Here is a 24820-nt window from a genome sequence, read left to right as displayed (position 1 = left end):
CGTGCGGCATTATTGATCTACACGGCTACGCCGTGCGTTTATTTGGCTGTGGCGGGGAACCCACAGAAGATGTTTTTGCCATGCGCAGCCCTGCCCTGACTGTACTCAAGGATTTATTGGGCATACATCTTCTAGCGCTAATTAGCAATTAGCAATAGACACCATTAATAACGCATAAATGTCGCATAACAGCACTATGAAAAAGTGGTAACAGATACGTTGCATGCGCCCTGCATTATCACTCCCACTCATAATTCAAATCCTTAGACTTATATGCCAAAATTGCGGCAGCAATACTTCCTATACCAATAAAATTAATACCGCCACTGACAAAGAACCATATTACTGATAACACGATTATTAAAATCATGGCTTTAAAACCTCCAGCCTCTATTAATATACAAAATAAAGAAACCACTATTACAATGAGATGAAGTAGCCCAAAAGCAGGCACGGCCCCTCTCCCCCCCAAAAAATAGTTGAGAATAAATGCTACAAACGTTCCAATTTGAATAATAGCCGCGAAGATTTTCCCAAGTATTATTTTTCTCCTCTTTGCTTTTATGCGGTCTTCTTCAAGTTGCTTACTGCGGTTTTGATATTCGCGATAATTATCCTCACACTCGTCGGCTAATTTTGCCGTGTCTCTATAACCGTTCATTTGACGAAACTGTTTTGCGAGAGCGTAAGAATTTTCTTCGGCTGAATAATAGTTCATTTTTTGGACGAGGCTGTCATATAATTTTTGCCGTTCACTTTCCTCTTGTTCTGCTCGTGCATTTTCCTCTTTAATTCGTTCAATTTCCGCTTTCTTATTTGTTACAGCCTTTCCCACAATGGGAATAATTCGTTTAAAACTATTAGCGTAATCAAGAACGTCAAAGTAGGGGAGATCTTCGGTAAAAGTTGCGGGGATAGTTTCATCTGTTGTCCCGCCAAGTGATTTAAGCTCCGCAATCATGGTATTTATACGGTCGTAGTCGTTTTTTGCGGAAATAAAAGCCCAATTTTTCAATTTATTTATCAAATTAGTAAATTGCTCCCTAATGCTTGAAAAATCATTGTCCGCATAGACCTTTATGCAGTAATTTCTGTCACTAAGCACCAGTGTTTCCAAATCTTTTAGAGCGCCGCTAGTTTCGCCCTGCATGAGTTTACACCGCACGGTATTATAAAGGGATTCGAGCATAGCTTTTGAACATCGATACGACTCCTCAAAAGACCTTCGGGCTTTCATAAGCATTTCGGACGACTCGTCTTTTTTGTTTTCCAAGGATAGAGCTTTTGATTTTGAATACCAAGCATTCCCAAGAGAAAAGTGTATTTCAGCCGCCATCCGCCTAGCGTCGGCATTGCCCTCAATCTCCGGGTCAATATATTTTGCGGCCTTGTTTAAAGAGTCAATGGATTTATCAAAATCAATAACATCGCTGTATTTGCTTTTGCCGGAAGTATAAATTATCCCCTGTAAAAACCATGCGGCATAATTGGTTTTGTCTTTATCCAGCGCGGCTTGCGTGTCTTCCAACGCTTCCTCAAACTGCTTTTTTCTGTAACGCTCTACCGCACGGCCGTACAATTCACGAAATTGAGTAAAAAGCGGTTTGTTCATTATATCGGATATTCTATCCAGAGCATTTTCAACCCTTGCAAATTTCATATCAAGGGTACTGTTTATTTGGTCAAAACCTTGGTTAAAAGTGCGGGCAAGCAAGGCCTGCGAAGCGACAATAGCGAAGGTCTGCTCATTGACGGCGGCCTGTACGCCCGTCAGCCCTTCGGCCATATCTTCCCTTAACGCCGCTTGATTTTTACTAAGCGCCATCTGGTTATCATTAATTACCGCCTGATTTTTACTAAGTGTTACCTGATTCTCATTTATTTTTTCCAATTCGTCAGCCATATTAATCTCCTTTTATGTTTTTTGAAAATGTACAAAGAATATCATGAAATTATCTTTATTATTAATAAAAATCCACATGAATTATAACTTATAGATAAGTATACATATTTTAACGGCGGTAAGTCAATAACTTAAATAAAAGTATTCTTGCTTTAGAGGTTGAAATGCCGAAGAAAAAGTTAGGTATTAGAGAAATATTAGCTTTAAATTTGAAGGAAAACAGGCAAAAATGCGGATTTACGCAGGAAAAACTTGCTGAAAAGGCGGGGATTTCCGCAAATTATCTGTCTATGGTCGAGGTTTCAAAAAAATTCCCCACGCCTGAAATGTTAGATCGTCTTGCAAATGCCCTTAAAATTGAAACTTTTCAACTTTTTGACGCTTCGTCTACTGCGGAAGGGGCATTAATACATTTAGAAAGATCTATCATCAACAATATAAAACAAATTGTAAAAGAAACTGTAAGAGAAACGATAAACGAAGAATGTAAATATAATAAAAAATAACCTACGGTTTAATCACCACAAACCCCACCACTCTAATGCAAAAATCCGCCCGTATATATAACTGATACCGAAATTCCGTATGTGCGCTTGAAGATGTATGCCCAATAAATCCTTGAGTACAGGTGGGTAGGCTGCGTGCGATGTAAAAACATCTTTCGGGCGTTCCCCGCCGGAGAGACTTTGGAATAAAACAAAGAAAATTCAGAGAATAAAAGTTCGGCGACGAACCTTAGATAAAGCTTTCTACCCACCGCGATTTAGTCGCCGAAAGGCTCGTAGGCGGACTCTTACGAAGTTTTTACAGCGTGCGCAGCCTGCCCCCGCCTGTACTCAATTAATGCTTGGGCATACATCGTATTTTCCCATTGCTACTTTCACCATAATCGGTTATTATTAATATAATGGGGAGATTATTAAAATTGAACAAATTCAAACTATTGCTTATCTTCATGCTTGTTTTGATTGCTTTTTCAGCTTGTAAGAAATCACCAAAAGAGCAACCCATATTGTCAATAAATGACATATCTTTTCGTGAGATACCCGGTATAACTGCGGAAGAAATAGACGCCATTGAGGCTCTCCAAAAAAAACACAAGTTTTTTGTGTACGGAATGTGCCCGTCTACCGAGGCGTTCCTCGGAAAAGACGGCGAGATCCACGGGTACGCGTCCCTGTTCTGCGAATGGCTGACAAGAATGTTTGGCATCCCGTTTAAAACTAAATTTTATGATTGGGGCGATTTGCTTAGGGAACTTGAGAGCGGCGAGGTCGATTTTACGGGCGAGCTAATGACAAACCCTGAACGCCGGAAAATATATTTCATGACCGAGTCCATCGCTGAACGCGAATTAAAAATTTACCGTATTAGGGGCAGCGAACCGCTTGATAATATTAAAAAGTCGCGCCAGCCAAGATACGCTTTTTTTAAAGGCTCCGTATTGAACGTCGATGTTATAAATGAAGCGGGATACAAATTTGAAACCATTTTTATTGACGATTATAATACCGTTTACCGTATGATGGAAAACGGCGAAGTAGACGCGTATTTTGGCATGGATACTTCAGACGCGGCCTTTGTCGATTTTAACGACATAGTTACCGAGGATTTTTACCCGTTGGTTTTTAAATCAGCCTGCCTGTCCGCGCGTAAGGCGGAGCTTGCGCCGATTATCAGCGTCGTGGAAAAAGTATTGGACAAGCATGCTCTTGACTATTTGGCGGGGCTTTACAAAGAGGGGCATCAGCAATATCTGAAAGACAAACTGCATAATCTGCTGACTGATGAAGAAAAAGAGTACATACAAAACAACCCCGTTGTTCCAATCGCCGCGGAGTTCGATAATTATCCTATTAGTTTTTTTGATACCAATACTGGCAGATGGCATGGAATATATTTTGACACGCTTGATGAAGTTACAAAGCTTACAGATCTTAAATTTGAACGCGCCAATGATCAGAACGCTAAATATCAGGAAATGCTCGCCATGCTTGAAAAAGGCGACGCCTTAATCGTGCCTGAATTGTTCCGCTTGAAAGAATATGAAGGGCGTTTTTTATGGGCTGACGTTCCGCTTCTATGGGACACTTACGCGTTTCTTTCAAAATCGGATTTTAAAAACATTGAAATAAGCCAGATTCCCTATTTAAAAATCGGCGTCCGAAAAAACAGATATTCCGAATTTTTTAAGAAAATGTTTCCCAACCACCGTTATCTTGTTGAATATGAGACGCAGGAAGAAGTTTGGAACGCGTTAAAGCACGGCGAAGTGGAACTTATTTTTGCCTGTAACAGAAAATTGATTACTTACACCAATTTTTATGAGGAAGCCGGTTATAAATTAAATTTAATACTCAACTATTCATTTGATTCGTCTTTTGGCTATAATAAAGAAGCCGTTGTATTAAAATCAATTATTGATAAGTCTCTTGGCATTATCAATTTAAATAATATTACAAACCAGTGGATGCATAAAACTTATGATTATCGGTATAAATTGGCGGAGACCCAGCGCCCGTGGCTGACGGGGCTTTCAATTATGTTCTTCTTCATTATTCTCACGGTTTCATTTTCCCTGATGAAAAGCCGCAATACCGGCAAACAGCTTGAAACTCTCGTAACGGAGCGCACAAGCGAGCTTTCCTACAAGACTTCTCAGCTTCAAATGATGATAGATTCAATTCCCGATCTGATTTTTTGCAAGGACATTAATTTTAAATATACGCAATGCAACAAACACTTTGAAAATTTTTCCGGCCTCCGTGAAGCGGATATAATCGGCAAGAGCGATTCGGAAGGCTCATGGCTGTCAATCAATACGGTGGAAAATATTTTCGGAACCGAACAATCCGTGATAAAAGACGTGAAGATGATTAAATTTGAAGAATTTGTTTCATCGCCTATTACCGGAAAAGCAAGTCACTTTGAAACTGTTAAAGCCCCCCTCATACGTGACGGCGTCGTCGTCGGAATAATGGTTATCGCGCGCGACATATCAGAGCGCAAGAAGATGGAAAAAGAAATAGCGTATCAGACTACTCTGCTTGAAACAATGATCGATTCAATCCCCGACGGAGTATTCTGCAAGGATTTGGAATTTAAATATACGCTGTGCAACAAATACATAGCGGATTTATTCGGCAAAGAATTGGAAGACATACTTGGAAAGGACGACAGGGAAGGTTTGGGAATGAGCGCCGAAGCCGCCGCGTTAGCCAATGCCGCCGACAGAAAAGTTATTTACGAATACGAACAGGTTACGTTTGAGGAATGGCTGGTATGCGCGGATGGCGTTAACCGGCTTTTTGAAACCGTAAAATTACCGCTCATTCTGTACGGTGAAATAATAGGAATTATAGGCATAGGGCGCGATATAACAAAACGCAAGGCGATGGAAGATGAAATCCGCGCCGCTTCACGGGCAAAAACGGATTTTCTCGCCAATATGAGCCATGAAATCCGCACCCCCCTTAACGTGATCATCGGCCTTACCGATTTAGTATTGGAAGACGAACATCTGGGAAAGAATATTGTAGAAAATCTGACAAAGATAAGCAACGCCGGCACTACCCTCTTAAGCATCGTAAACGACATTCTGGATCTATCTAAAATTGAATCGGGCAAGCTGACAATTACCCCGATTGAATATTACATTTCCAGCCTGTTGAATGACGTAATCACCCTTGTTATGACACGTCTTGGGGAAAAACCTATAAAATTTAACTTGAATATCAGCGATGAGCTTCCAGCTAAATTGTACGGCGATGATCTGCGGGTTAAGCAGATATTAACCAACCTGCTTACCAATTCCGTTAAATATACGCATCAGGGAAAAATTGAGTTAAGCGTGCATTGTACGCGCGATGGCGACGCTGTTTGGATGCATATTACCGTCAGCGATACTGGCATCGGCATACATGAAGAAGACATAAAAAAACTGTTCCTTGATTATTTTCAAGTCAACGCCAAAGCTAACCGCAATATTGAAGGCACTGGACTGGGCCTGCCGATTACCAAAAGGCTTGTAGAAATGATGGACGGGGAAATCTACGCTGAAAGCGAGTACGGCAAGGGCACTACGTTTCATCTGAGCATCAAGCAGGGTTTTGTCGAAGAAGAGACTATCGGCAAGGAAGTAACCGATAAACTTCGCAGTTTCAGTTATGCCGACAACAAGCGGGTTATCAATAAAAAGCTTTTACGCGTAAATTTAGACTACGCCAAAGTGCTTGTTGTTGACGATATGCAGACCAATCTTGACGTAGCTGTCGGACTGTTAGGCAAATACAAAATGCAGGTTGACTGTTTGACAACCGGTGAAGACGCGATTGACCGCATACGCGCTGGAAACCCAGTTTACAACGCCATTTTTATGGATCACATGATGCCGGGAATGGACGGCGTAGAAACGGCGGATAAGATACGCGCCATAGGCACTGAATACGCGAAAAAAATACCGATTATCGCGCTGACCGCGAACGCCATACACGGTACGGAAGAAATGTTCTATAAACACGGTTTTCAGGGGTTTATAACCAAACCAATTGACGTAATGGAAATGGATTCCGTATTAAAAAAATGGGTACGCGATGAAACTATTGAGAGGGCGCGCTCCGCAAACGAGTCTGAAGTAATCATGCCAAATAATTCCGGCTCAGGTTCCGAAGATGAGAACATTGAAATAAACATACCGGGAGTGGATACAAAAAAAGGCCTCATGCTTTACGCCGGCGAAATGGATATTTATCTGCCTCTTTTGCGTTCTTATGTCGCCAACACTCCGAATGTCTTGAATAAACTGAAGGCTGTTTCAAGAGAGACATTGCCCGATTATGTCATTTCCGTTCACGGGTTAAAAGGAACAAGCGCCGGCATAGGGGCGCAAGACTTGCGGGAAGCCGCGCTTGAATTGGAAAATTTATCAAGGGCGGGAAATTTGGACGAAGTGCTGGCTAAAAACGATAAACTTATTAAAGAAGCTGAAGTTATTGTTGAGAATATAAAAGCATGGCTCGCGCAATACGACGCCAATAACGCGAAACCGCGCCTAAAAGCGCCTAACAGGGAAGTTCTTGCCCGGTTGCGTCAATGCTGTGAAAACTTCAATATGTCGGGCATTGACAAAGCCATGTCCGAACTTGACGAATACGATTACGACGAAGACTCTGATTTAGTCGCGTGGATAAAAGAAAAAATAACCATATCTGAAATAACCGAGGTGGCGGAGCGTCTTTCTCGGGAGGGGTTGGTCTGATGTCTGAGTATAAAAAAATTATCGTAGTAGACGATAATATTGAAAACCTGACCGCCATAAAAAACACGTTAAAAGATCAATATGAAGTATTCCCATGCTCTTCGGCTGTAAATATGTTTGATCTTTTGGAGCATTTTAAACCGGATTTAGTCCTGCTTGACGTGGAAATGCCGGATATAAACGGATATGAGGCAGCCGCTAAATTAAAAAGCAATGAAATATTCAAGGATATACCCATTATTTTTCTCACTTCAATGAACGACGCGGAAAGTGAAATGGCGGGATTAAACTTAGGAGCCGTCGATTATATCCATAAACCTTTCGCCGCCCCTCTTCTGTTGCGGAGGATAAAAACCCATTTATCTCTGATTGATCACCAGTTGGAAGCGCAGAACGCTTCCCGCGCCAAAGGCGAATTTTTATCCCACATGAGCCATGAAATACGCACTCCGTTAAACGCCATTATTGGCATGATAAACATATCGTTAAACACCGAAGATATCAATAAAATTAAAAACTGCCTTCAGCGGGCGAATAACGCGTCAAAGCACCTTATGCACATTATTAACGACATTCTTGACATGTCAAAAATTGAAGCGCATAAGTTTGAACTTTCTTATGTTGAATTTAATTTTGAAAAAACTATAACGAATATTTTTAATGTGACAAATGTCCGCGCCGAGGAAAAGGACATTAATTTATCCGTAAATATAAATAAAAACGTCCCTACATACATAATAAGCGACGAATTGAGATTGTCGCAGATTATAATAAATTTAGTGAACAACGCCATTAAATTCACGCTGGAAAAAGGAAAAGTTACTTTAAGCGTGGAAAAAACGGATGAATCAAACGGAGACATAACCCTTAGAATTGAAGTCGCGGACAGCGGAATAGGCATTTCTGAAGAACAGCAAAAAAAACTTTTCACTTCTTACAACCAGGCGGACAGCAACATCTCCAAAAATTTCGGAGGCACAGGTCTTGGGTTGGCTATTTCCAAAGAGATTGTCGAGCTTATGAATGGCAAAATTTGGATTGAGTCAGAGCTTAACAAAGGCTCTAAATTTATTTTTACGATAAAAGTTCAAAAAGGAACCGGCGATTCAATTAAAGAAGATTCTTTATCCTCAGACTCAAATATTAACTTTAAAGATCATACGATATTGATAGCGGAAGACGTTGATATCAACAGGGATATTTTAGCCGCGCTCCTTGAAAGCACGGAGGTTTCCATTGATTTTGCTGAAAACGGGGCTGCCGCATTGTCAATGTTCAAGGCGGACCCCGGCAAATACCGTCTAATTTTAATGGATGTCAATATGCCGGAAATGAACGGCTATGAAGCCACAAAAGAAATCCGCCTTTTTGAAGAAAACTTAATCAAAAACGCCGCAGAAAACAATGCCGCTGGAAATAACAGCTTGAGTTTTGCCGAAGGCAAAACTCAAAGCAATTATAGGAATTTGCGTAAGCAAATTCCTATAATTGCAATGACCGCTAACGTTTTTAAAGAAGACATCGATAAATGTTTAAAGTCAGGCATGAACAGCCATATTGGCAAGCCGATTGAACCTGAAGCGTTATACGAAACTTTAAGAAAACATCTATAGCCGTTTTAAGGAGGAATTGCATAAATGGCGAATGAACTAAAAACAATTATCGCGGTAGATGATAATCTTGAAAATCTGACCGTCATTAAAGACACATTAAAGGACATATACGAAGTGTTTCCATGCCAAACGGCGTTAAAGATGTTTGAATTACTGGAACATCTTATCCCTGATTTAATTCTATTGGACGTGGAAATGCCTGAAATGAACGGATATGAGGCCATTAAAAAACTGAAAAGTGACGATAAATATAAACAAATACCTGTAATATTTCTGACCGTCTTGGAAGACGTAAAAAGCGAGATTGACGGCTTAAGTATGGGAGCCGTCGATTATATTCATAAACCATTTTTCGCGTCGCTTCTTATCCAGCGGATAAAAACTCATCTTGCGCTGATGGAATACCAAAAGATAGAAGTCATTACTATGGCGACGGTAATCGCCATGGAAAACATAAAGGAAGGCTTTGTTCTGGTTGACAATAAAAATAATTACCTGTCTTCAAATCCAGCCGCGAGAAAAATGTTTCCTGATATTTTAAAACTTTCAAGAGGGTCATCCGTATTATCCGTAACAAGCTGGCCTGATGAATTAAAAACAAGCGAAATTAATTCCGTGGAATTCTCCATCAATGGCGAAAAAACCAAATATTTCAAAGCCAGCATCAGCCCTGTTTTTCTTGAAGATAAAACTTTTATCGCCAGAATTTTCCTGTTCATGGACATTACCGATAATGTCAATTTAATGAAAGAACTGGAACAGGCGGCCTACATAGACTCCCTTACGGAAATTTATAACAGAAGGCATTTTATTGAACTTGCAAATATGGAAATAACGAGGGCCTTCAGAATGGAGCAAAAGGTCTATGTGGCTATGCTTGACATTGATTTATTTAAAAATGTCAACGATACCTTTGGCCACGACGCGGGAGACACGGTATTAAAAAGTATAGCGGATACCATTCGCAAGACTATCCGTTCCTATGATCTGTTTGGCAGATTTGGAGGCGAGGAATTTATAATCCTGTTAACGGTTACGGATAAGACGGAAGCTTATAATATGGCGGAAAGAATCCGTAAAAACATAGAACAAAGCGTGGTAAATTACGAGGGTAATGAGATAAGGCTTACAATAAGCATAGGGCTTGGGCAATTAATTAAAGATCATCCCCTTGAAACCGCAATAAAAAATTCCGATATAGCCCTCTACAAAGCAAAAAATTCAGGCCGTAATCAGGTAAAAATATTCGATGAATGAGACAATAGACGGCTATACTCCCTTGACATTTTTATCCGGTTTGGGCATAATCACCTCATACGGCTTTTAACTGTGGCTTTTAGCCTCAGCTTTTAGCCCAACGGCTTGAGCCGTAATTATTCCAGCCATTAGGAGAGTTTAGTGCCCTGCGGAAGAAAACGCAAACTGCGAAAAATCGCCACCCATAAACGCAAGAAAAAACTGCGGAAAAACAGACACAAGAACAAATAAGCTGTCCTTTTTGCAAGGATATGAATGTCCATTCAAATCTTAAGGAGTAACTCATGAATGTATCCGCTTTACAAAAGGCCCGTTATAGCTATAAGCCCAAATTACCAGCCATTTTATCAGGCCCTATTGATGATATTACCGTAAGTTTAGGCTCGACCGCCGAAGCGGTTTCGGACAAGGAAAAACTTCGCGGGATTTTTAAAAACACATACGGAAAACCGCTCGCGTCCTTTGTCAATGGAAAAAATGACAAGATAAAACGCGAGTTAAAAGTAGGGGTAATTCTTTCAGGCGGGCAGGCTCCCGGCGGGCACAATGTTATCGCCGGTTTGTTTGATGGGTTAAAAAAAGGCAACCCCGCCTCCACCCTGTACGGTTTTAACGGCGGGCCAAGCGGCCTTATCAACAATAAAATTACCGTCCTTACTTCTGAAATTATCGACGAATACCGCAACACCGGCGGTTTTGACATAATAGGCTCCGGACGTACAAAGATAGAAACCGATGAGCAATTCGCGTCTTCTCTGGAAACCGCAAAAGAATTAAATCTTGACGCGGTTGTCGTAATAGGCGGAGACGATTCTAACACAAACGCCGCGTTGTTAGCTGAATATTTCATCGCAAACGGATCTTCCACTCAGGTAATCGGCTGCCCAAAAACAATAGACGGCGATTTAAAGAACGAACATATCGAAACTTCTTTTGGGTTTGACACGGCCTGCAAGACTTACTCGGAGCTTATCGGCAACCTTTGCAGGGACACTAACAGCGCGAAAAAATACTGGCACTTTGTTAAACTTATGGGGCGCGCCGCAAGCCACATCGCGCTTGAATGCGCTTTTCAAACTCAACCGAATATCTGCCTTATTTCGGAAGAAGTCGAAGCAAAGGGAATGTCACTTAACGCGATAGTGGATCAAATCTGCGCTTCGATAGTAAAGCGGGCGGAAAACGGCGATAATTTCGGCGTTGTTTTAGTTCCCGAAGGATTGATAGAATTTATCCCTGAAATAAAAAAATTAATAGAAGAGCTTAACGACGTAATCGCCGATGAGGAAAAAGCGTTTTCTGAGGTTACCAACTTAATCGATCAACTGTATTTTTTATCGAGCAGATTAACCGAACCTTCATACAGGGTAATGCAGTCGCTCCCCCCCGATATCGCACAGCAATTTTTAATGGACAGAGATCCTCATGGAAACGTGCAGGTCTCCAGAATTGAGACCGAAAAATTGCTTGTCGGAATGGTAGAGAAAAAACTCGCAATCATGAAACAGCAAAAATTGTACAACGGGAAGTTCAGCGCCCTTACCCATTTCTTCGGCTATGAAGGCAGGTGCGCTTTCCCGTCAAATTTTGACGCTGATTACTGCTACAGCCTTGGTTTTAGCGCGTTTGTTTTAATAGCGTCGGGATTAACAGGCTACCTTTCAAGCGTAAAAAATCTTATCGCTCCCGCGGATCAATGGTCGGCGGGCGGCATCCCGTTGACGATGATGATGGATATTGAACACCGCCACGGCGCCCAAAAGCCGGTCATTAAAAAAGCGTTAGTTGAACTTGACGGCAAGCCGTTTAAAACTTTCGCCTCTAAACGCGATCTTTGGGCTGAAAAAACCTGCTTCATCGTTCCCGGCGCGATTCAATATTGGGGGCCGCAGGAAGTATGCGACCAGCCTACAATTACGCTCAAACTTGAACATGAAAAATAAAATAATTTTTTTTACTCTCTTAGCTTTTGCCGCCTGCCTATGGGCGCAGGGCTTGCAGGAAAACAACATACCTCTTAAAAAAGTTGTGATCCTCACTTCGGGGCTTGCGTACTATGAACATTCAGGCTCCATAAACGGACAGGCGAGCGTCAATCTTCCCTTTAAACTTGACTCTGTAAACGACGCGCTAAAAACTTTGGTAATAAGCGATCCTTCTTCGTCAAACCCTTCGGTAACCTACCAGTCTTCAAATACATTGATTCAAACGTTACGCAGTTTAAATATCGATCTTTCCGACATGCCTGGAATTGCCGTTATTCTTTCAAGACTGATGGGCGCGGAAATTGAAATCGCCTCCCCTACCGTTTACGCGGGAAGGATTGCCGGTATCGAGTACCGTCAGGTTATAAGCGCGAATGGCATGATGTCCAATGAACCGTGGCTTATTTTAAGCTCAAAAGACGGACTGCAATCTTTTAACATAAAAGATATTAGTTCGATCAAATTTAAAGACGAAGCGATTCAAAAAGATTTGGACCGCGCCCTTGATTTAATAGCGTCTTCAAGGAATTCGCTGTCCCGCCAGCTTTTGGTAAATCTTCCCGGAAGCGGCAGGAGAAACGTATCTATCAGTTACGTTATTCCCTCTCCCGTCTGGAAAGTTTCCTACAGGCTCGACCTTGGCGCGTCAAAGCCGCTTTTTCAAGGCTGGGCGATTGTTGACAATGACAGCGATACCGACTGGATAAATATTGAGCTGTCCCTTGTAGCGGGCCGCCCCGCGTCTTTTATTCAAGAACTGTACCCTCCCTATTACGTTTACCGCCCTGTTCTTCCGCTTTCAATAGCGGGAGCCGCTCCGGCAGCTTCTTATGATACGTCGGTGTACATGGCGGCGGACGCGCAAGATCGAAGCAAAATGTTGGAATATGGCACCGCAAGATCTCAAACAGAAGCCGAAGCGCCCGCGCCACGCGCCGCCACAAGCAGTTTAACAGGCGGCGTTGTAGAAACGGCGGCGGGTAACAACGCGGGAGGCCAATTTGAATTTACAATCAAAAACCCGGTAAGCCTAAACCGCCGAATGAGCGCGATGTTCCCGTTAGTTGAAGCGACTTTGGAAGCGCGAAAACTTCTTATCTACAGCGGAACAGGCCGCTTCCCAAGGCTTGGCGCGGAATTGACAAACACAAGCAAAATGAAACTGCCTGCCGGTCCTATTACCGTTTATGACGGCGGAGTTTACGCCGGGGACGCGTTAATTGAATTTTGGAATGAAAATGAAAAAAGACTGATCTCCTTTGGGGAAGACCTCTCCGTAACCGCGTCTGTAAGCAATGCAAGCGCGAATGTTATAAGCAAGGTGAATATTTCGCAGGGCGTTATGACCATTACGCGCCTTATCAGTTTTACAAAAACCTACACTTTTATTAATTCAGGCTCCGAGGCAAAACTGCTTATAGCTGAACATACAAAGACTTCAAATACCGAGCTTGTCTCTCCAAGAGCCGACGAGCAGACGGCGTCGGCATACCGTTTTAACGTGACTCTAGCGGCAAAGCGCGATACCGTTTTAACAGTAACGGAACAGCGTCCAATTTCTGAAAGGATAACCCTTCTCCCGCTTAGGTTGGACGCTCTGATAAGTTATTCAAGCAATCAGGAAATCCCCGCTAACGTCCGCCAGGCTTTCTCGAAAGCAGCAGAATTAAAACGCGCCTGCGACGCCGCCGACCTTTCCGTAAGAGAAATTACTGAGCGCAGGGAGCGCCTTGTTTCCGACCAGGACAGAATACGCAGAAATCTTGAAGCCGCCGGGAATCAAACCCAGCAAGGCCAGGAGTATTTAAGGCGCCTAGTCTCCCTTGACGGTGAAATTGACGCTATCGCGACTGAGTTGCAAAAAGCAAATAACAACGCGAAGACTGCTAAAGAGGCTTATGAAAAGTATCTCGCTGAGTTAAATTTATAGGAAAGAGATTCTCACAAAGATCACGAAGAGACAAAGATCACAAAGGGGGATAAGGGGTTTTTGTTCGTTATCTTGTCGTGAAGCCACACGCATAGCCTTCGGACAGAGACCTCATCTTCCCTCTTTGTGATCTTCTCTTCCTCCGTGTTCTTTGTGTGAAATTATTCCAATAAATTCTATTGAAACAATTATTTATTTTTTTTATAATAACGTCATGCTAACTATAACCGTAACCCCCCGTTTTGGGGATATGGACATTTTAGGCCATATAAATAACATTGTTCCCGCGCAGTGGTTTGAGATGGGCAGAACCGCCATCATGAAATTTTTTGATCCTGAATTAACGCTGTCAAGAAAAAACTTTCCGCTTATTATGGCTCACTCGGAATATGATTTTGTAGGGCAACTTTTTTTTAAGGAAGTGGAAATAAGAACTTATATTTCCAAAATAGGGACAAAATCATTTACCGTCTATCATGAGGCGTGGCAGGAAGGCCGCCTGTGCGTCAAGGGAATCGCGGTAGTTGTCCACTACGATTTTAACGCCGAAAAGACAACGCCAATACCCGATGACAAACGAAAACTGCTCGAACAACATTTAAAAGAATAGCCTACTTAGGCGGAAGTATTTTTATTCGCAGTTCATCCAATTGCTTTTGATCCACCTCTGACGGACAATCGTCCATCGGGCTTACGGCGAATGAATTTTTTGGGAACGCTATAACGTCCTTTAACGAGGATACTCCCGCCATGATCATTACAAGGCGGTCAAGACCGGGGGCGATGCCTCCGTGGGGCGGCGCTCCGTATTTGAAAGCTTCCGTTAAAAAGCCGAATTTTTTCTCCGCTTCCGCAGGATCAATTCCCGCTATTTTAAAAACTCTTTTTTGCATTGACGAATCATGAATACGGATGGAACCGGACGCTAACTCATAACCGTTTAACACAAGGTCGTAAAGGTCGCCTTTTACGGAACCGGGATCGCTCTCCATTGTCGCGTGGTATTTTTCCTGCGGCCATGTAAAAAGATGATGAGCCGCTTCCCACTTTTTTTCATCTTCGTTGTATTCAAACATGGGGAAGTCTATTATCCATACAAATTCAAAAAGTGACGGATCAATAAGCCCAAGATCGCGCCCAAGTTTGACTCTCACAGCGCCAAGAGCGGTATTAGCGATTTTTTTGTTACTGTCGGCGATCATCAGAATAAGATCGCCTTCTTTCGCGTCAAGCCCGTTTATTATAACGGAGCCGTTTGGGAAAAATTTTGACGCTCCGCCTTCAAGCGCGTTATTAGCGACTTTCATCCACGCCATGCCCTTCGCTTTGTAAACTTTCGCGGCAGACTCAAGCTCTTCAATTTGTTTGCGCGAATAATCAGCCTTTCCCTTGACGACAAGCGCCTTCACTGCCCCGCCTGAATTTAGCGCGTCCTTAAACGCTTGAAATCCCGACGACAGCACATAGGGGCTAAAGTCTTTAAGCTTCATATCAAAGCGCGTATCAGGTTTGTCGCTGCCATAAAATTCCATCGCCTCATCCCATGTCAGGCGGTTGAACTTTTGGGGCAGATCGACATTCATCACTTTTTTAAAAACATGGCGCATCATTCCCTCTGTTACGGACAGAACGTCTTCCCTGCCAACAAATGACATCTCAAGGTCGATTTGCGTAAACTCAGGCTGTCTGTCCCCGCGTGAATCTTCGTCGCGGTAACAGCGGGCTATTTGAAAATATTTGTCAAAGCCCGCGACCATCAGTATTTGTTTGTAAAGCTGCGGCGACTGAGGAAGCGCGTAGAATTTTCCCGGATACAATCTTGACGGAACAAGATAGTCCCTAGCGCCCTCCGGCGTGGATTTGATAAAGGTGGGAGTTTCTATTTCATAAAAACCGTTTGAAATCATCCACTCGCGCACGGCGAAAGCTACCTCGCTTCGCAGTTTAATCCTCTCCTGCATCGCCTTTGTTCTAAGGTCGAGGTATCTGTATTTTAGGCGCAGTTCTTCGTTTGCCTTGCTTTCCTCGTCAATCTGGAAAGGCAAAACCTCGCTCTTGTTCAAGACGACAATTTTGGAAGCAAGAATCTCAATCTCGCCAGTTTCCATTGTTTTATTGATCATTTTTTCGGGACGGGGGCTTATCAAACCTTCCACGGCTATACAGTATTCATTTCGCAATTCATCGCAGACGGCGGCAAGGTCGGGATTTTTTTCGGTATCAACCGTAACCTGAGTAATGCCGTACCTATCCCTTAAATTGATAAAAAACACCCCGCCGTGGTTACGTTGGCGGTGAACCCACCCGTTCAGGATTACTGTACGCCCGCAGTCATTTTTTCTTAGCGAACCGCAATCGGCGGTTCTTTTCATAGTTTCCATTTAAAAACCTCTGTAAAGATAATAAACTTTTTTTTGTTTTTATACTATAATGCCTTATGAGTTTTGAGCTTGATAATATTCTGATAAATCAAATTCTCTTTCACATGGAAAATCAAGAAGAGGTTTTTGTTTTTGATACGCGTAAAAACCAAATCGTCAATTCCGCTAATATTGATAACGACGATAAAAATTATATCACCCTCCCCCAATGGAGTCCTAAAGACGGCTACCGGCTTATGGAAAAATTTACCGCAAACTTGAATAATCCCGTAGCCCGTCATGAATTATCCGTTGCTCTCAATAAAAACAAAGGCGTTTTTCGCGCCTTTAGGAATGTTCTTGAACAGTACCCCGAAGTTGAAAGAATGTGGCTCAAATACAAAGATAAAAAAATCAGGAATAAAATTATCGGCTGGTATAACGCGTTAAGGGAAGAATGGGGGCTTGAGCCGATTGGCGTTGAACCTGAGGACACGTCGTCCCTTGTTCTTGAAGATTTTACTTTTAAAGAAAAAAATGATTTTAACATAACAGCCGAGAACGCTGCTGGGGAGCTAACGGGACAGATAACCGCAAGAGCGGAAAACAAAACCCTTTACATTGAAACTTTAGAAGTCATTCCCGAATACCGAGGTTTGGGGCTTGGGAAAACCCTCCTCGCAAAACTTCTTGAAAAAGCCGACAAACAAAATTTAGACGTTAGTATTGACGTTCCAAAAGACAGCGACTTTTTCTCGCGCTCTCTCCTCCTTGAAAACTTCAAACCCGTTATGCAAAGGTTTACCCGTAAAAATTAAATATTCCCAAAGAATATCTCTCGCAAAGGCGCGAAGGCGCAAAGTTTTCGTCCGAAAGCTCATTATTAACAAGATATATATTTTTGACTACAAATCTTGTTGGAAAAACGATGATCCTGCAAACAACAACCTTTGCGCCTTTGCGCCTTCGCGCCTTTGCGAGAAATATTTGAGAATAATGTTTTATACGGTATAAGTACTCGCGCTTGTCGAGCCGCCGTGGCCTGTCCAATTTGTGTGGAAGAATTCCCCGCGCGGTTTGTCTATACGCTCGTAAGTGTGAGCGCCAAAATAATCCCGTTGCGCCTGCAAAAGATTCGCGGGCAATCTTTCGCTTCTGTAACCGTCAAAATACGCCAGCGCGCTGGTGAGAGCTGGAGCGGGTATCCCGTTTTGTACGGCGGAGGACACTACCCTTCTCCATGAATCCTGCGCGTCTTCTATAATTTTTGTAAAGAACGGATCGAGTAGCAGATTGTCTAAATTGGGATTCTTGTCAAACGCCTCTTTTATTTTGCCCAAGAAGACCGAGCGTATTATACAGCCGCCCCTCCACATAAGGGCGATGCCGCCGTAGTTCAGGTTCCACTTGTATTCTTTCGCTGCTTCCCTCATTAAAAGATACCCCTGCGCGTAAGAGACAACTTTAGAAGCGTATAATGCTTTTTCCAAATCTTTTACAAACGCCGTCTTGTCGGCGGGTGAAGAAATTTTTGGGGAAGAAAAAACTTTTGCCGCTTTAACGCGCTCGTCCTTAGCCGCCGAAAGACAGCGCCCAAAGACAGCCTCCCCAATCAAAGTAAGGGGGACTCCAAACTCCAAAGCCGCTATCCCCGTCCATTTGCCCGTTCCCTTCTGCCCGGCAGTATCAAGGATTTTTTCGGCGAGGGGTTTGCCGTCAGCGTCTTTGTAACGAAGAATATCCCTTGTTATTTCAATAAGGTAACTGCCGAGGGAACCGTTGTTCCACTCTTCAAAAACATTTCCCATCTCGTCGCTGGACAGTCCTAGGACATTTTTCATTAAATCATAGGTTTCGCAGATTAACTGCATATCCCCGTATTCAATGCCGTTATGCACCATTTTAACAAAGTGTCCCGCGCCATTTTCCCCGACCCAGTCACAGCAGGGAACGCCCCCCTCGACTTTCGCGCATATTCCCTGCAACATCGGTTTTACAAAAGGCCACGCGGCGGGAGAGCCGCCCGGCATTATCGAAGGCCCCTTTAACGCGCCTTCCTCTCCTCCTGAAACGCCAGTCCCTATGTACAACAGTCCGTTTGATTCAACATGCGCGGTCCTTCTCATCGTATCCTGATAATTTGAATTCCCGCCGTCAATGATAATGTCGCCTTTTTCAAAAACTTCCAAAAGCTGTTCGATTGTATCGTCCACAGCCTGCCCCGCTTTTACCATGATCATCGCTTTTCGCGGCGACGCTAAAGACGCGGCTAAATCCGCCATGCTGTAACAGCCCGTTATTTTTTTACCGGCGCCGCGCCCTTTAACAAATTCGTCCACCTTTGACGTTGTCCGGTTGTAAACCGCCACGCTAAATCCCTTGCTCTCAAGATTGAGGACAAGATTTTCTCCCATTACCGCAAGGCCGATAAGGCCGATATCAGCTTTCGCCATACAAATCTCCTTTATACATACATATTCTTTTTTTTATGTTATCATATTCGCGGGGAGAATGTCCATGTTGGAAAAAACTTATGTGTCTGTAGGCGCGGAAAACAAAGATTTTAGCGATCAGGAATTGGAAGAGCTTTTTACAGACGCGCTTTCACAAGCCCTGGCTGATATAAAAGATTCAGGAAAAGTGATTATTCTGCCGCCCGACATAACGCGTTTTCACTCCCGCGCCGGTTTTTTCACGGAGAAAGCTTCGCGCAGTCTTGGAGACAGGCTTGGCGCGGTTCTTCCCGCCCTAGGAACGCACATGGCTATGAGCGACGGGGAACTTTCGCGTATGTTCGGCACGACTCCAAAAGAAAAATTCTTGGTTCACGACTGGCGCAACGACGTTACGGAACTTGGGCGCATAGAGGCAAGCTGGGTTGAAAAAGCGTCATCTGGAGCGGTAAAGTACGACTGGCCTGTACAGGTTAATAAAATTTTGCGTAAAGGCGCGAAGGACGGCGGAAACTTCTCTCTCGCGCTGAGTATCGGTCAGGTTGTTCCGCATGAAGTAGCGGGAATGGCAAACCACGGAAAAAATATCTTTGTAGGGACCGGCGGGAAAGAAGCGATTGATAAAAGCCATTTTGTGGGAGCCGCCTACGGAATGGAAAAAATCATGGGCAAGGCAGACACCCCCGTCCGCGCCCTTTTCGATGAAGGATTGCGCCGTTTCAGCGGTTCGTTACCCCCAATTTTATGGGTGTTAACGGTTATTTCAGCGCGGACAGAGAGCGAAGTTGCCTCCGGCAAAGAGCGCGGCTCTCTTGCGGTGCGGGGGCTTTACATCGGTTTTGGCAGGGAATGTTTTGAAAAAGCCGCCGCCCTGTCGCGTCAAGTTAATGTAAACCTGATGAATGAGCCGGTTAACAAAGCCGTAGTCTACTTGGAGCCTGAAGAATACCGTACCACATGGCTTGGAAACAAGGCGATTTACCGCACGCGCATGGTAATCGCTGACGGCGGAGAGCTTTTAATCCTAGCCCCCGCCCTTGAACGTTTTGGCGAAGACTCCGGCATAGACGCGTTGATCCGTAAACACGGCTACCGTCCGGGAAAAGAGATAATAGCCAAAGCGGCGTCCGACCCCGAACTTGGCGGCAATTTAAGCGCCGCCGCCCACCTGATACACGGCTCCAGCGAAAACCGTTTTACAATCCGCTACTGCCCCGGCACTAAAGTTACAAGGCAGGAAATTGAGTCAGTAGGCTTTCAATGGGGCGATTTAAATGAAGCGCGGCAAAAGTATGACATAAGCAACCTTGCTTCCGGCTGGAACACCGTCAATGGGGAGCGTATCTTCTTTGTCCCCAATCCCGCGCTTGGCTTGTGGGCGGAGAAAACTAAATTTTAATCCCGAAGACTCTCACAAAGAACACAAAGGGGATCAGGGGTTTTTGTCCTAAAGCTATGCGTGAGCTTCACGATAAGAAAACAAACAACGACCCCTGATCCTCTTCTTTGTGATCTTCTCTTCCTTTGTGTTCTTTGTGTGAAATTCTTCGATAATATTCCGATAATTAAATAATGAAATATCCGCATGTTTTATTAGTATTATCGTTCTTTATGCTGATCCAGTGCAAAAGTACGCCTAAAGAAAAAATAATTGAAGTTGTGACTGATCCTATTGATCAGGAGATTGAGGTATTTATTCAACGCCCGGAACATCCCCTGCCTGTGACGGCGTTTAAGGAAATATGGGGCTATGTTTTGGTGGGAAGGGAGGCGGATCTTACAAAAGATCTCCCCTTAACGGACGTTTGCTATTTTGACGCGGAAGTCGATATGTACGGCACTTTGTCAAAAATTCCTGACCGCAAGAATCTTCCTGAATTTAACGGCAGGGTGCATTTGGTTGCCACTTGCGGCACTAATACCCTTTCATACTTTACCCTCTTGCCGGGAAGCTCACAGCGAAAAAATTTAATCGCGGATTTAATCGCTGCTGCAAAAAATTATGACGGATTAAATATTGACTTTGAAGCTATCCCCGCCAGATCAGGAGACGCGTATCTTTCATTTATTAAAGAATTACGGGCGGGGCTTCCAAAAGACAAAATATTTTCCGTCGCCCTTCACGCCCGCACGAAAACAATTACAAACGACGTTTACGATTACGAAAAAATTAAACCCTATGTTGATAAAATTTTTATAATGGCCTATGACGAACATTGGACTAGAAGCGAGCCCGGCCCTATCGCTTCCCTAAAATGGTGCCGCAACGTGGCAGATTATTCTTTGCGTGTAATTGGAGACGATAAATTAATCATGGGAATTCCGTTTTACGGACGCGCGTGGGAAGAAAGAAATCATCACAGGGCGCTTGTTTATTCAACTACGGAAGGTTTGATAGAAACTTATAAAGTTAGGGAAATCAGGCGCGAGAACGGGATACCCACATTTAATTATACCGCGAATCTTGCCGTAAAAGTTTATTATGAAGACGAATATTCCATTTCCACGCGAATGGAAATGTACAAGGCTATGAAAATAAAGTCTATAGGCTTCTGGCGTATCGGTCAGGAAACTCCCAAAGTTTGGGAAATTATCCAACTGGAACAATAACGACTCTGTGGTTAAATTCTTCCATCCCTGTCATTTATCTCCTCCTCGTCTAAGGCTCTCACCTAGTACTCCCAAGAAATTATTTATCATACGCTATATATTGTGTTATAAAATATAATACACGCTATATATAGCGTGTTTTTTGGAATAAATAAAAGAAATATTAGACTTTTGATAAAGATATGTTAAAATTCTGTTAAAAAAATTTGACGACTTATAGAATATAAATGTATAATTAATATAAGAAGGCAAAATTCGGGCCGAAAAAGAGATTTTTACGGCATTTAATTTCATGGTAAGGGGCATCCGCCTCTTAATTTAACAATAATTCTATTTCATGGAGGACTTTTATGAAATCTATTATTAAAGTATTTTTATTACTTTTATTGCCGGTTTTAATTTTTACAACTTGCGATAACTCAATTGGCTTGGGCACAAAGGTAAACACTGAAAAACCTGTCATCAAAACCGCGGGAGACGAAAACAAACCCGGCGATTTTATCGCGGGAGACGGCAACAGAATCTGGCTGGACGTAGAACAGGAATTCGGCATCGCAAAAGTTTACATGGAAGTCGAATATGTTGACAGCGCGACACAAGAAAAAACCCGTAAAATTATTGACGCGTTTTTTGATGACGCGAACCAAAAATGGTATGTTGATCTTGACACCACCGGCATGGAAGACGGCACCATCACGGCGTGGGTCACCGCCATCGACGTTGACGGCAATAAAGCCACCACTACCGATATGATCTACTTCATAAAAAATCTTCCCCCTCAGATTAAATTAAATATGCCAGCTGTAGCGGACAATGACTTTGACAATGACGCTTTCCTTGACAACCTGATAAACACGGACCCGCTTTACATGGGCTTTGAGCTAATGGGTTTGGCTACCGATAATTACGGAATCGCGGAAGGCTATCCTAAAATATTGATTTGGCCGGCTGACCCCGCCGAAGTTAATGATATTGACGATGACGGTCTTCCTTTGCCGACAAATGAATATTACGGAACATGGCGCTCCCTTGTCGTTCCCAATCCCAAACCCGGTCTAACCGCGACAAAGTTTTCATGGCCGATGTTAAGGCTTCACAGGGATGCCGACGCTCCCGGCGGATGGCGTTTGCCTGACGCGAGCAAAAATGAAACGATAGAAAATCTTAAAGTTGGAAAATACCGCATAAGGATAGTGACCAAAGACCTTTTTGGAAATGAAAATTACTATCCCAACAGAGTCGATCACGGGGCGACCGCGGCTTCAAAAAAATACATAGAGATAAATTACCTAGCCTCTGACATACCGATTATTCAGGTAACGGACAGCCCCCAATACTACAATGGCGCTAAGGACTTGGTTGTTGACTTTTTAGTAAGCAGCCAGAACAAGCTTAATTCTACGAATCCGATTGAAGCGTATATCGTGTCAAAAGCAAATGAAGCGGAAGATAATGAAATAGGGGGACCTTATACGCCCGTTTTCCAGCCTCCCGACAGGGGCAGCCCTTACAGATACGTGCTGACCATTACTCCTGAAGACGTAAAGAAATGGAACAATCCGCAAGAAGGAACAATGTCCATAAGGTTAAGAGCGCAGGACGATCAGGGAAAGAAAGGGCCTTATCTATACCAGAATTTTCAATATGATATTACGCCGCCTGAAGTAGTAATTGACCGTCCTGTAGTTTTATCAAATCCCAGAACGGGAACATTAAACGGAGGCGCTTATTCTATTTTTTATCCTGCTGACAATCCAAAGTGGATAACCGGAACCATATCGATTGGAGGAACTCCCAGTGACAGATCCAACATAAAGGGGATTTATTATCATATAGGAAAACTTGGCGAGGGCGGCGATGATTCTAATCCTAAGGATTATTGGGACGCTAATTACGATAACAGCGAAATTTGGGAAGACACCAGGTTGAATACGACAACGCCCGTAACTCCCTGGAGCGGCACATCCTACGCATGGACATATACGGTGAACTACCCTATCGGTTATAAATTCAACAATTCTGACAAAACGCAGGAATTAAAAGAACTATACAACTATGCCGTAAATTCAAATACGGAAACCGAAGGCCAACAGGGCGATGGTACGCCCAGAGACCGCTTTTACATGCCATTCTATGTAAAAGTGGTGGACAACGCGGAAAATTTTCATATTATACATTACAAACTCAGCATAGACCCGAAACTGGACGAACCGCAGGTGACCATAATTTATCCGAAAGAAAACGACACCGTAGGCGGCACAGTACGCGTAACGGGTTCGGCGGATGACAATTACTGGATGCATACCGTGCTTATGAGGATTCATAAAGACGGAACAACCGGCGCAAATTATTGGTACATACCGGATACAGTTCCCCCTACTGAAAAGTTCTATCCTAATGACGCCTATCCCGCGCCGTTGAACGGAGGCACGAGGGACGAGGACGGCTGGTTCAAGTTAAGTTTAGTAGGCGACGGTCTTTCGGTGAACTGGGCAGCCAGCGTAAACGGGGACGGAGGGCTTAACCCTGACGGGAGCGCTGAGGCGGTAAATGTGACGTTTGAAGTTGTCGCTATTGATACTGATGAAATAACCCATCAAAGACCGCATATAGCGGGACCGGTTGTATCACAGAACATTAAGTTCAGTTCAAAAGTTCCCAGAATTGAAGATGTTAAAATCATAAAAAACAGGGGAACAACCGCTGAAAACAGCCGTGATTATGTTGAAGGCATTAGCACGTCGGGTTTATTTGTCGTTACAATGAAAATCAGCGCCCTTGACGGCATCAATAAAGTTTTGGCAAAAATTAATAATGACAATCAGGTGACATTAATGACCAATAACACGCCCCTGCAAAACAACGGCCTGGTATGGAACATTACCCAGCCCACAACAATGAACGCTGAGGCCCGTTATGAAGCCTTCCTTACAATGACTGTCGATTCAACGGCTGCCAATTCAATAGTTCAAGGAATCGGTTACGGAAAAACCGGCGTTATGAATTTGGAAATAACGGTTGAAGACGCTACGGCGCAGAATTTTTCAGCGACGAACAGTTTCAGGGTAGGAATCGACAATTTCTATCCTAGTTTAACTATGGAAACTTCCATAATGGCGTATGATAATATTGAATCATTAACCTCAAAAAACAATAAATATTTCCTTGTTCAAGGTGAGGCAAAAGATTGGGGAACCGGGTCCGGCTCTCTCCAAGGGCTTGAACGCGTGCTGGTGTACTTTGAACAAGCGAAAATAACATACTCTAATACATCGACATGGGAAAACAGAAAAGTGGAAGGAAACGGCAATTATCTTACTCCGAGCGGAAGCACCGCTACTGTCGCGGGAACCACATACTTTATGGATTATCCGAATGTAATGGATACCACATATAATTATACGCCGGGTCAAAACAACCCCACCAGAACAACCTATAAAATACCGACGCTC

14 protein-coding genes are annotated in these 24820 nt (G+C 43.3%); 11 read left to right on the top strand and 3 right to left on the bottom strand.

The annotated features are described in order from the left end of the window. Nucleotides 1–238 precede the first annotated feature (238 nt). Complete coding sequence (locus ACYVRA_RS04575) at nucleotides 239–1903, bottom strand: hypothetical protein (protein WP_461251570.1); 1665 nt, start codon at nucleotides 1901–1903, stop codon at nucleotides 239–241. A gap of 164 nt (nucleotides 1904–2067) precedes the next feature. Here ACYVRA_RS04575 and ACYVRA_RS04570 point away from each other — a divergent pair, with 164 nt between their 5' ends. From ACYVRA_RS04570 to ACYVRA_RS04540, 7 genes are all read left to right on the top strand, one after another. Beyond that, nucleotides 2068–2409, top strand: coding sequence for a helix-turn-helix domain-containing protein (locus tag ACYVRA_RS04570; protein WP_461251569.1), 342 nt, complete (start codon nucleotides 2068–2070; stop codon nucleotides 2407–2409). Between the two features lie 419 nt (nucleotides 2410–2828). Continuing rightward, entirely contained in the window at nucleotides 2829–7160 is a 4332-nt protein-coding gene (locus ACYVRA_RS04565) for an ATP-binding protein (protein WP_461251568.1), read from the top strand. Then, nucleotides 7160–8773 carry a response regulator gene (locus ACYVRA_RS04560; RefSeq protein WP_461251567.1) on the top strand — a complete coding sequence of 538 codons (1614 nt, stop codon included), beginning with the start codon at nucleotides 7160–7162 and terminating at the stop codon, nucleotides 8771–8773. Before ACYVRA_RS04565 ends, ACYVRA_RS04560 begins: the two co-directional genes overlap by 1 nt. 24 nt (nucleotides 8774–8797) lie before the next feature. Next, nucleotides 8798–10030 carry a GGDEF domain-containing response regulator gene (locus ACYVRA_RS04555; RefSeq protein WP_461251566.1) on the top strand — a complete coding sequence of 411 codons (1233 nt, stop codon included), beginning with the start codon at nucleotides 8798–8800 and terminating at the stop codon, nucleotides 10028–10030. Between the two features lie 284 nt (nucleotides 10031–10314). Next, nucleotides 10315–11973: a diphosphate--fructose-6-phosphate 1-phosphotransferase gene (locus ACYVRA_RS04550; protein ID WP_461251565.1), complete on the top strand. Its 1659-nt coding sequence runs from the start codon at nucleotides 10315–10317 to the stop codon at nucleotides 11971–11973. Beyond that, the gene (locus tag ACYVRA_RS04545) at nucleotides 11963–13945 is read left to right on the top strand and encodes a DUF4139 domain-containing protein (RefSeq protein WP_461251564.1); all 1983 of its coding nucleotides are present in this window, start codon (nucleotides 11963–11965) and stop codon (nucleotides 13943–13945) included. The genes ACYVRA_RS04550 and ACYVRA_RS04545 overlap by 11 nt, the downstream gene beginning before the upstream one ends. A gap of 214 nt (nucleotides 13946–14159) precedes the next feature. Next, entirely contained in the window at nucleotides 14160–14555 is a 396-nt protein-coding gene (locus ACYVRA_RS04540; protein WP_461251563.1) for an acyl-CoA thioesterase, read from the top strand. A gap of 1 nt (nucleotide 14556) precedes the next feature. Here the strand turns inward: ACYVRA_RS04540 and aspS are convergent, their stop codons facing one another. Next, nucleotides 14557–16317: an aspartate--tRNA ligase gene (gene aspS / locus ACYVRA_RS04535; RefSeq protein WP_461251571.1), complete on the bottom strand. Its 1761-nt coding sequence runs from the start codon at nucleotides 16315–16317 to the stop codon at nucleotides 14557–14559. Between the two features lie 65 nt (nucleotides 16318–16382). Between aspS and ACYVRA_RS04530 the strand changes: the two genes are divergently transcribed. Further along, a complete protein-coding gene (locus ACYVRA_RS04530) occupies nucleotides 16383–17123 on the top strand; it encodes a GNAT family N-acetyltransferase (protein WP_461251562.1) in 741 nt (246 codons plus the stop codon). Nucleotides 17124–17306: 183 nt separating this feature from the next. Here the strand turns inward: ACYVRA_RS04530 and gnd are convergent, their stop codons facing one another. Then, nucleotides 17307–18758, bottom strand: coding sequence for a decarboxylating NADP(+)-dependent phosphogluconate dehydrogenase (gene gnd, locus ACYVRA_RS04525; RefSeq protein ID WP_461251561.1), 1452 nt, complete (start codon nucleotides 18756–18758; stop codon nucleotides 17307–17309). Nucleotides 18759–18822: 64 nt separating this feature from the next. On the opposite strand from gnd, the gene ACYVRA_RS04520 reads away from it, so the two are divergent. The 3 genes from ACYVRA_RS04520 to ACYVRA_RS04510 form a co-directional block, all read left to right on the top strand. Next, complete coding sequence (locus ACYVRA_RS04520; protein WP_461251560.1) at nucleotides 18823–20157, top strand: nickel-dependent putative hexonate epimerase; 1335 nt, start codon at nucleotides 18823–18825, stop codon at nucleotides 20155–20157. A 173-nt stretch (nucleotides 20158–20330) separates the two neighbouring features. Next, nucleotides 20331–21368 carry a glycosyl hydrolase family 18 protein gene (locus ACYVRA_RS04515; protein WP_461251559.1) on the top strand — a complete coding sequence of 346 codons (1038 nt, stop codon included), beginning with the start codon at nucleotides 20331–20333 and terminating at the stop codon, nucleotides 21366–21368. Between the two features lie 350 nt (nucleotides 21369–21718). After that, on the top strand, nucleotides 21719–24820 hold a 3102-nt coding region (locus ACYVRA_RS04510), incomplete at its 3' end, for a hypothetical protein (protein WP_461251558.1).

Source organism: Treponema sp. R8-4-B8, assembly GCF_054786175.1.
This window is presented reverse-complemented; position numbering and strand designations above follow the sequence as displayed.

What these genes read in the sequence shown, in the direction of transcription:
- ACYVRA_RS04530 (WP_461251562.1), top strand. Translation starts at nt 16,383, where the DNA reads ATGAGTTTTGAGCTTGATAATATTCTGATAAATCAAATTCTCTTTCAC.
- ACYVRA_RS04515 (WP_461251559.1), top strand. Translation starts at nt 20,331, where the DNA reads ATGAAATATCCGCATGTTTTATTAGTATTATCGTTCTTTATGCTGATC.
- ACYVRA_RS04570 (WP_461251569.1), top strand. Translation starts at nt 2,068, where the DNA reads ATGCCGAAGAAAAAGTTAGGTATTAGAGAAATATTAGCTTTAAATTTG.
- ACYVRA_RS04545 (WP_461251564.1), top strand. Translation starts at nt 11,963, where the DNA reads ATGAAAAATAAAATAATTTTTTTTACTCTCTTAGCTTTTGCCGCCTGC.
- ACYVRA_RS04540 (WP_461251563.1), top strand. Translation starts at nt 14,160, where the DNA reads ATGCTAACTATAACCGTAACCCCCCGTTTTGGGGATATGGACATTTTA.
- ACYVRA_RS04550 (WP_461251565.1), top strand. Translation starts at nt 10,315, where the DNA reads ATGAATGTATCCGCTTTACAAAAGGCCCGTTATAGCTATAAGCCCAAA.
- ACYVRA_RS04575 (WP_461251570.1), bottom strand. Translation starts at nt 1,903, where the DNA reads ATGGCTGACGAATTGGAAAAAATAAATGAGAATCAGGTAACACTTAGT.
- aspS (WP_461251571.1), bottom strand. Translation starts at nt 16,317, where the DNA reads ATGAAAAGAACCGCCGATTGCGGTTCGCTAAGAAAAAATGACTGCGGG.
- ACYVRA_RS04520 (WP_461251560.1), top strand. Translation starts at nt 18,823, where the DNA reads ATGTTGGAAAAAACTTATGTGTCTGTAGGCGCGGAAAACAAAGATTTT.
- gnd (WP_461251561.1), bottom strand. Translation starts at nt 18,758, where the DNA reads ATGGCGAAAGCTGATATCGGCCTTATCGGCCTTGCGGTAATGGGAGAA.
- ACYVRA_RS04560 (WP_461251567.1), top strand. Translation starts at nt 7,160, where the DNA reads ATGTCTGAGTATAAAAAAATTATCGTAGTAGACGATAATATTGAAAAC.
- ACYVRA_RS04555 (WP_461251566.1), top strand. Translation starts at nt 8,798, where the DNA reads ATGGCGAATGAACTAAAAACAATTATCGCGGTAGATGATAATCTTGAA.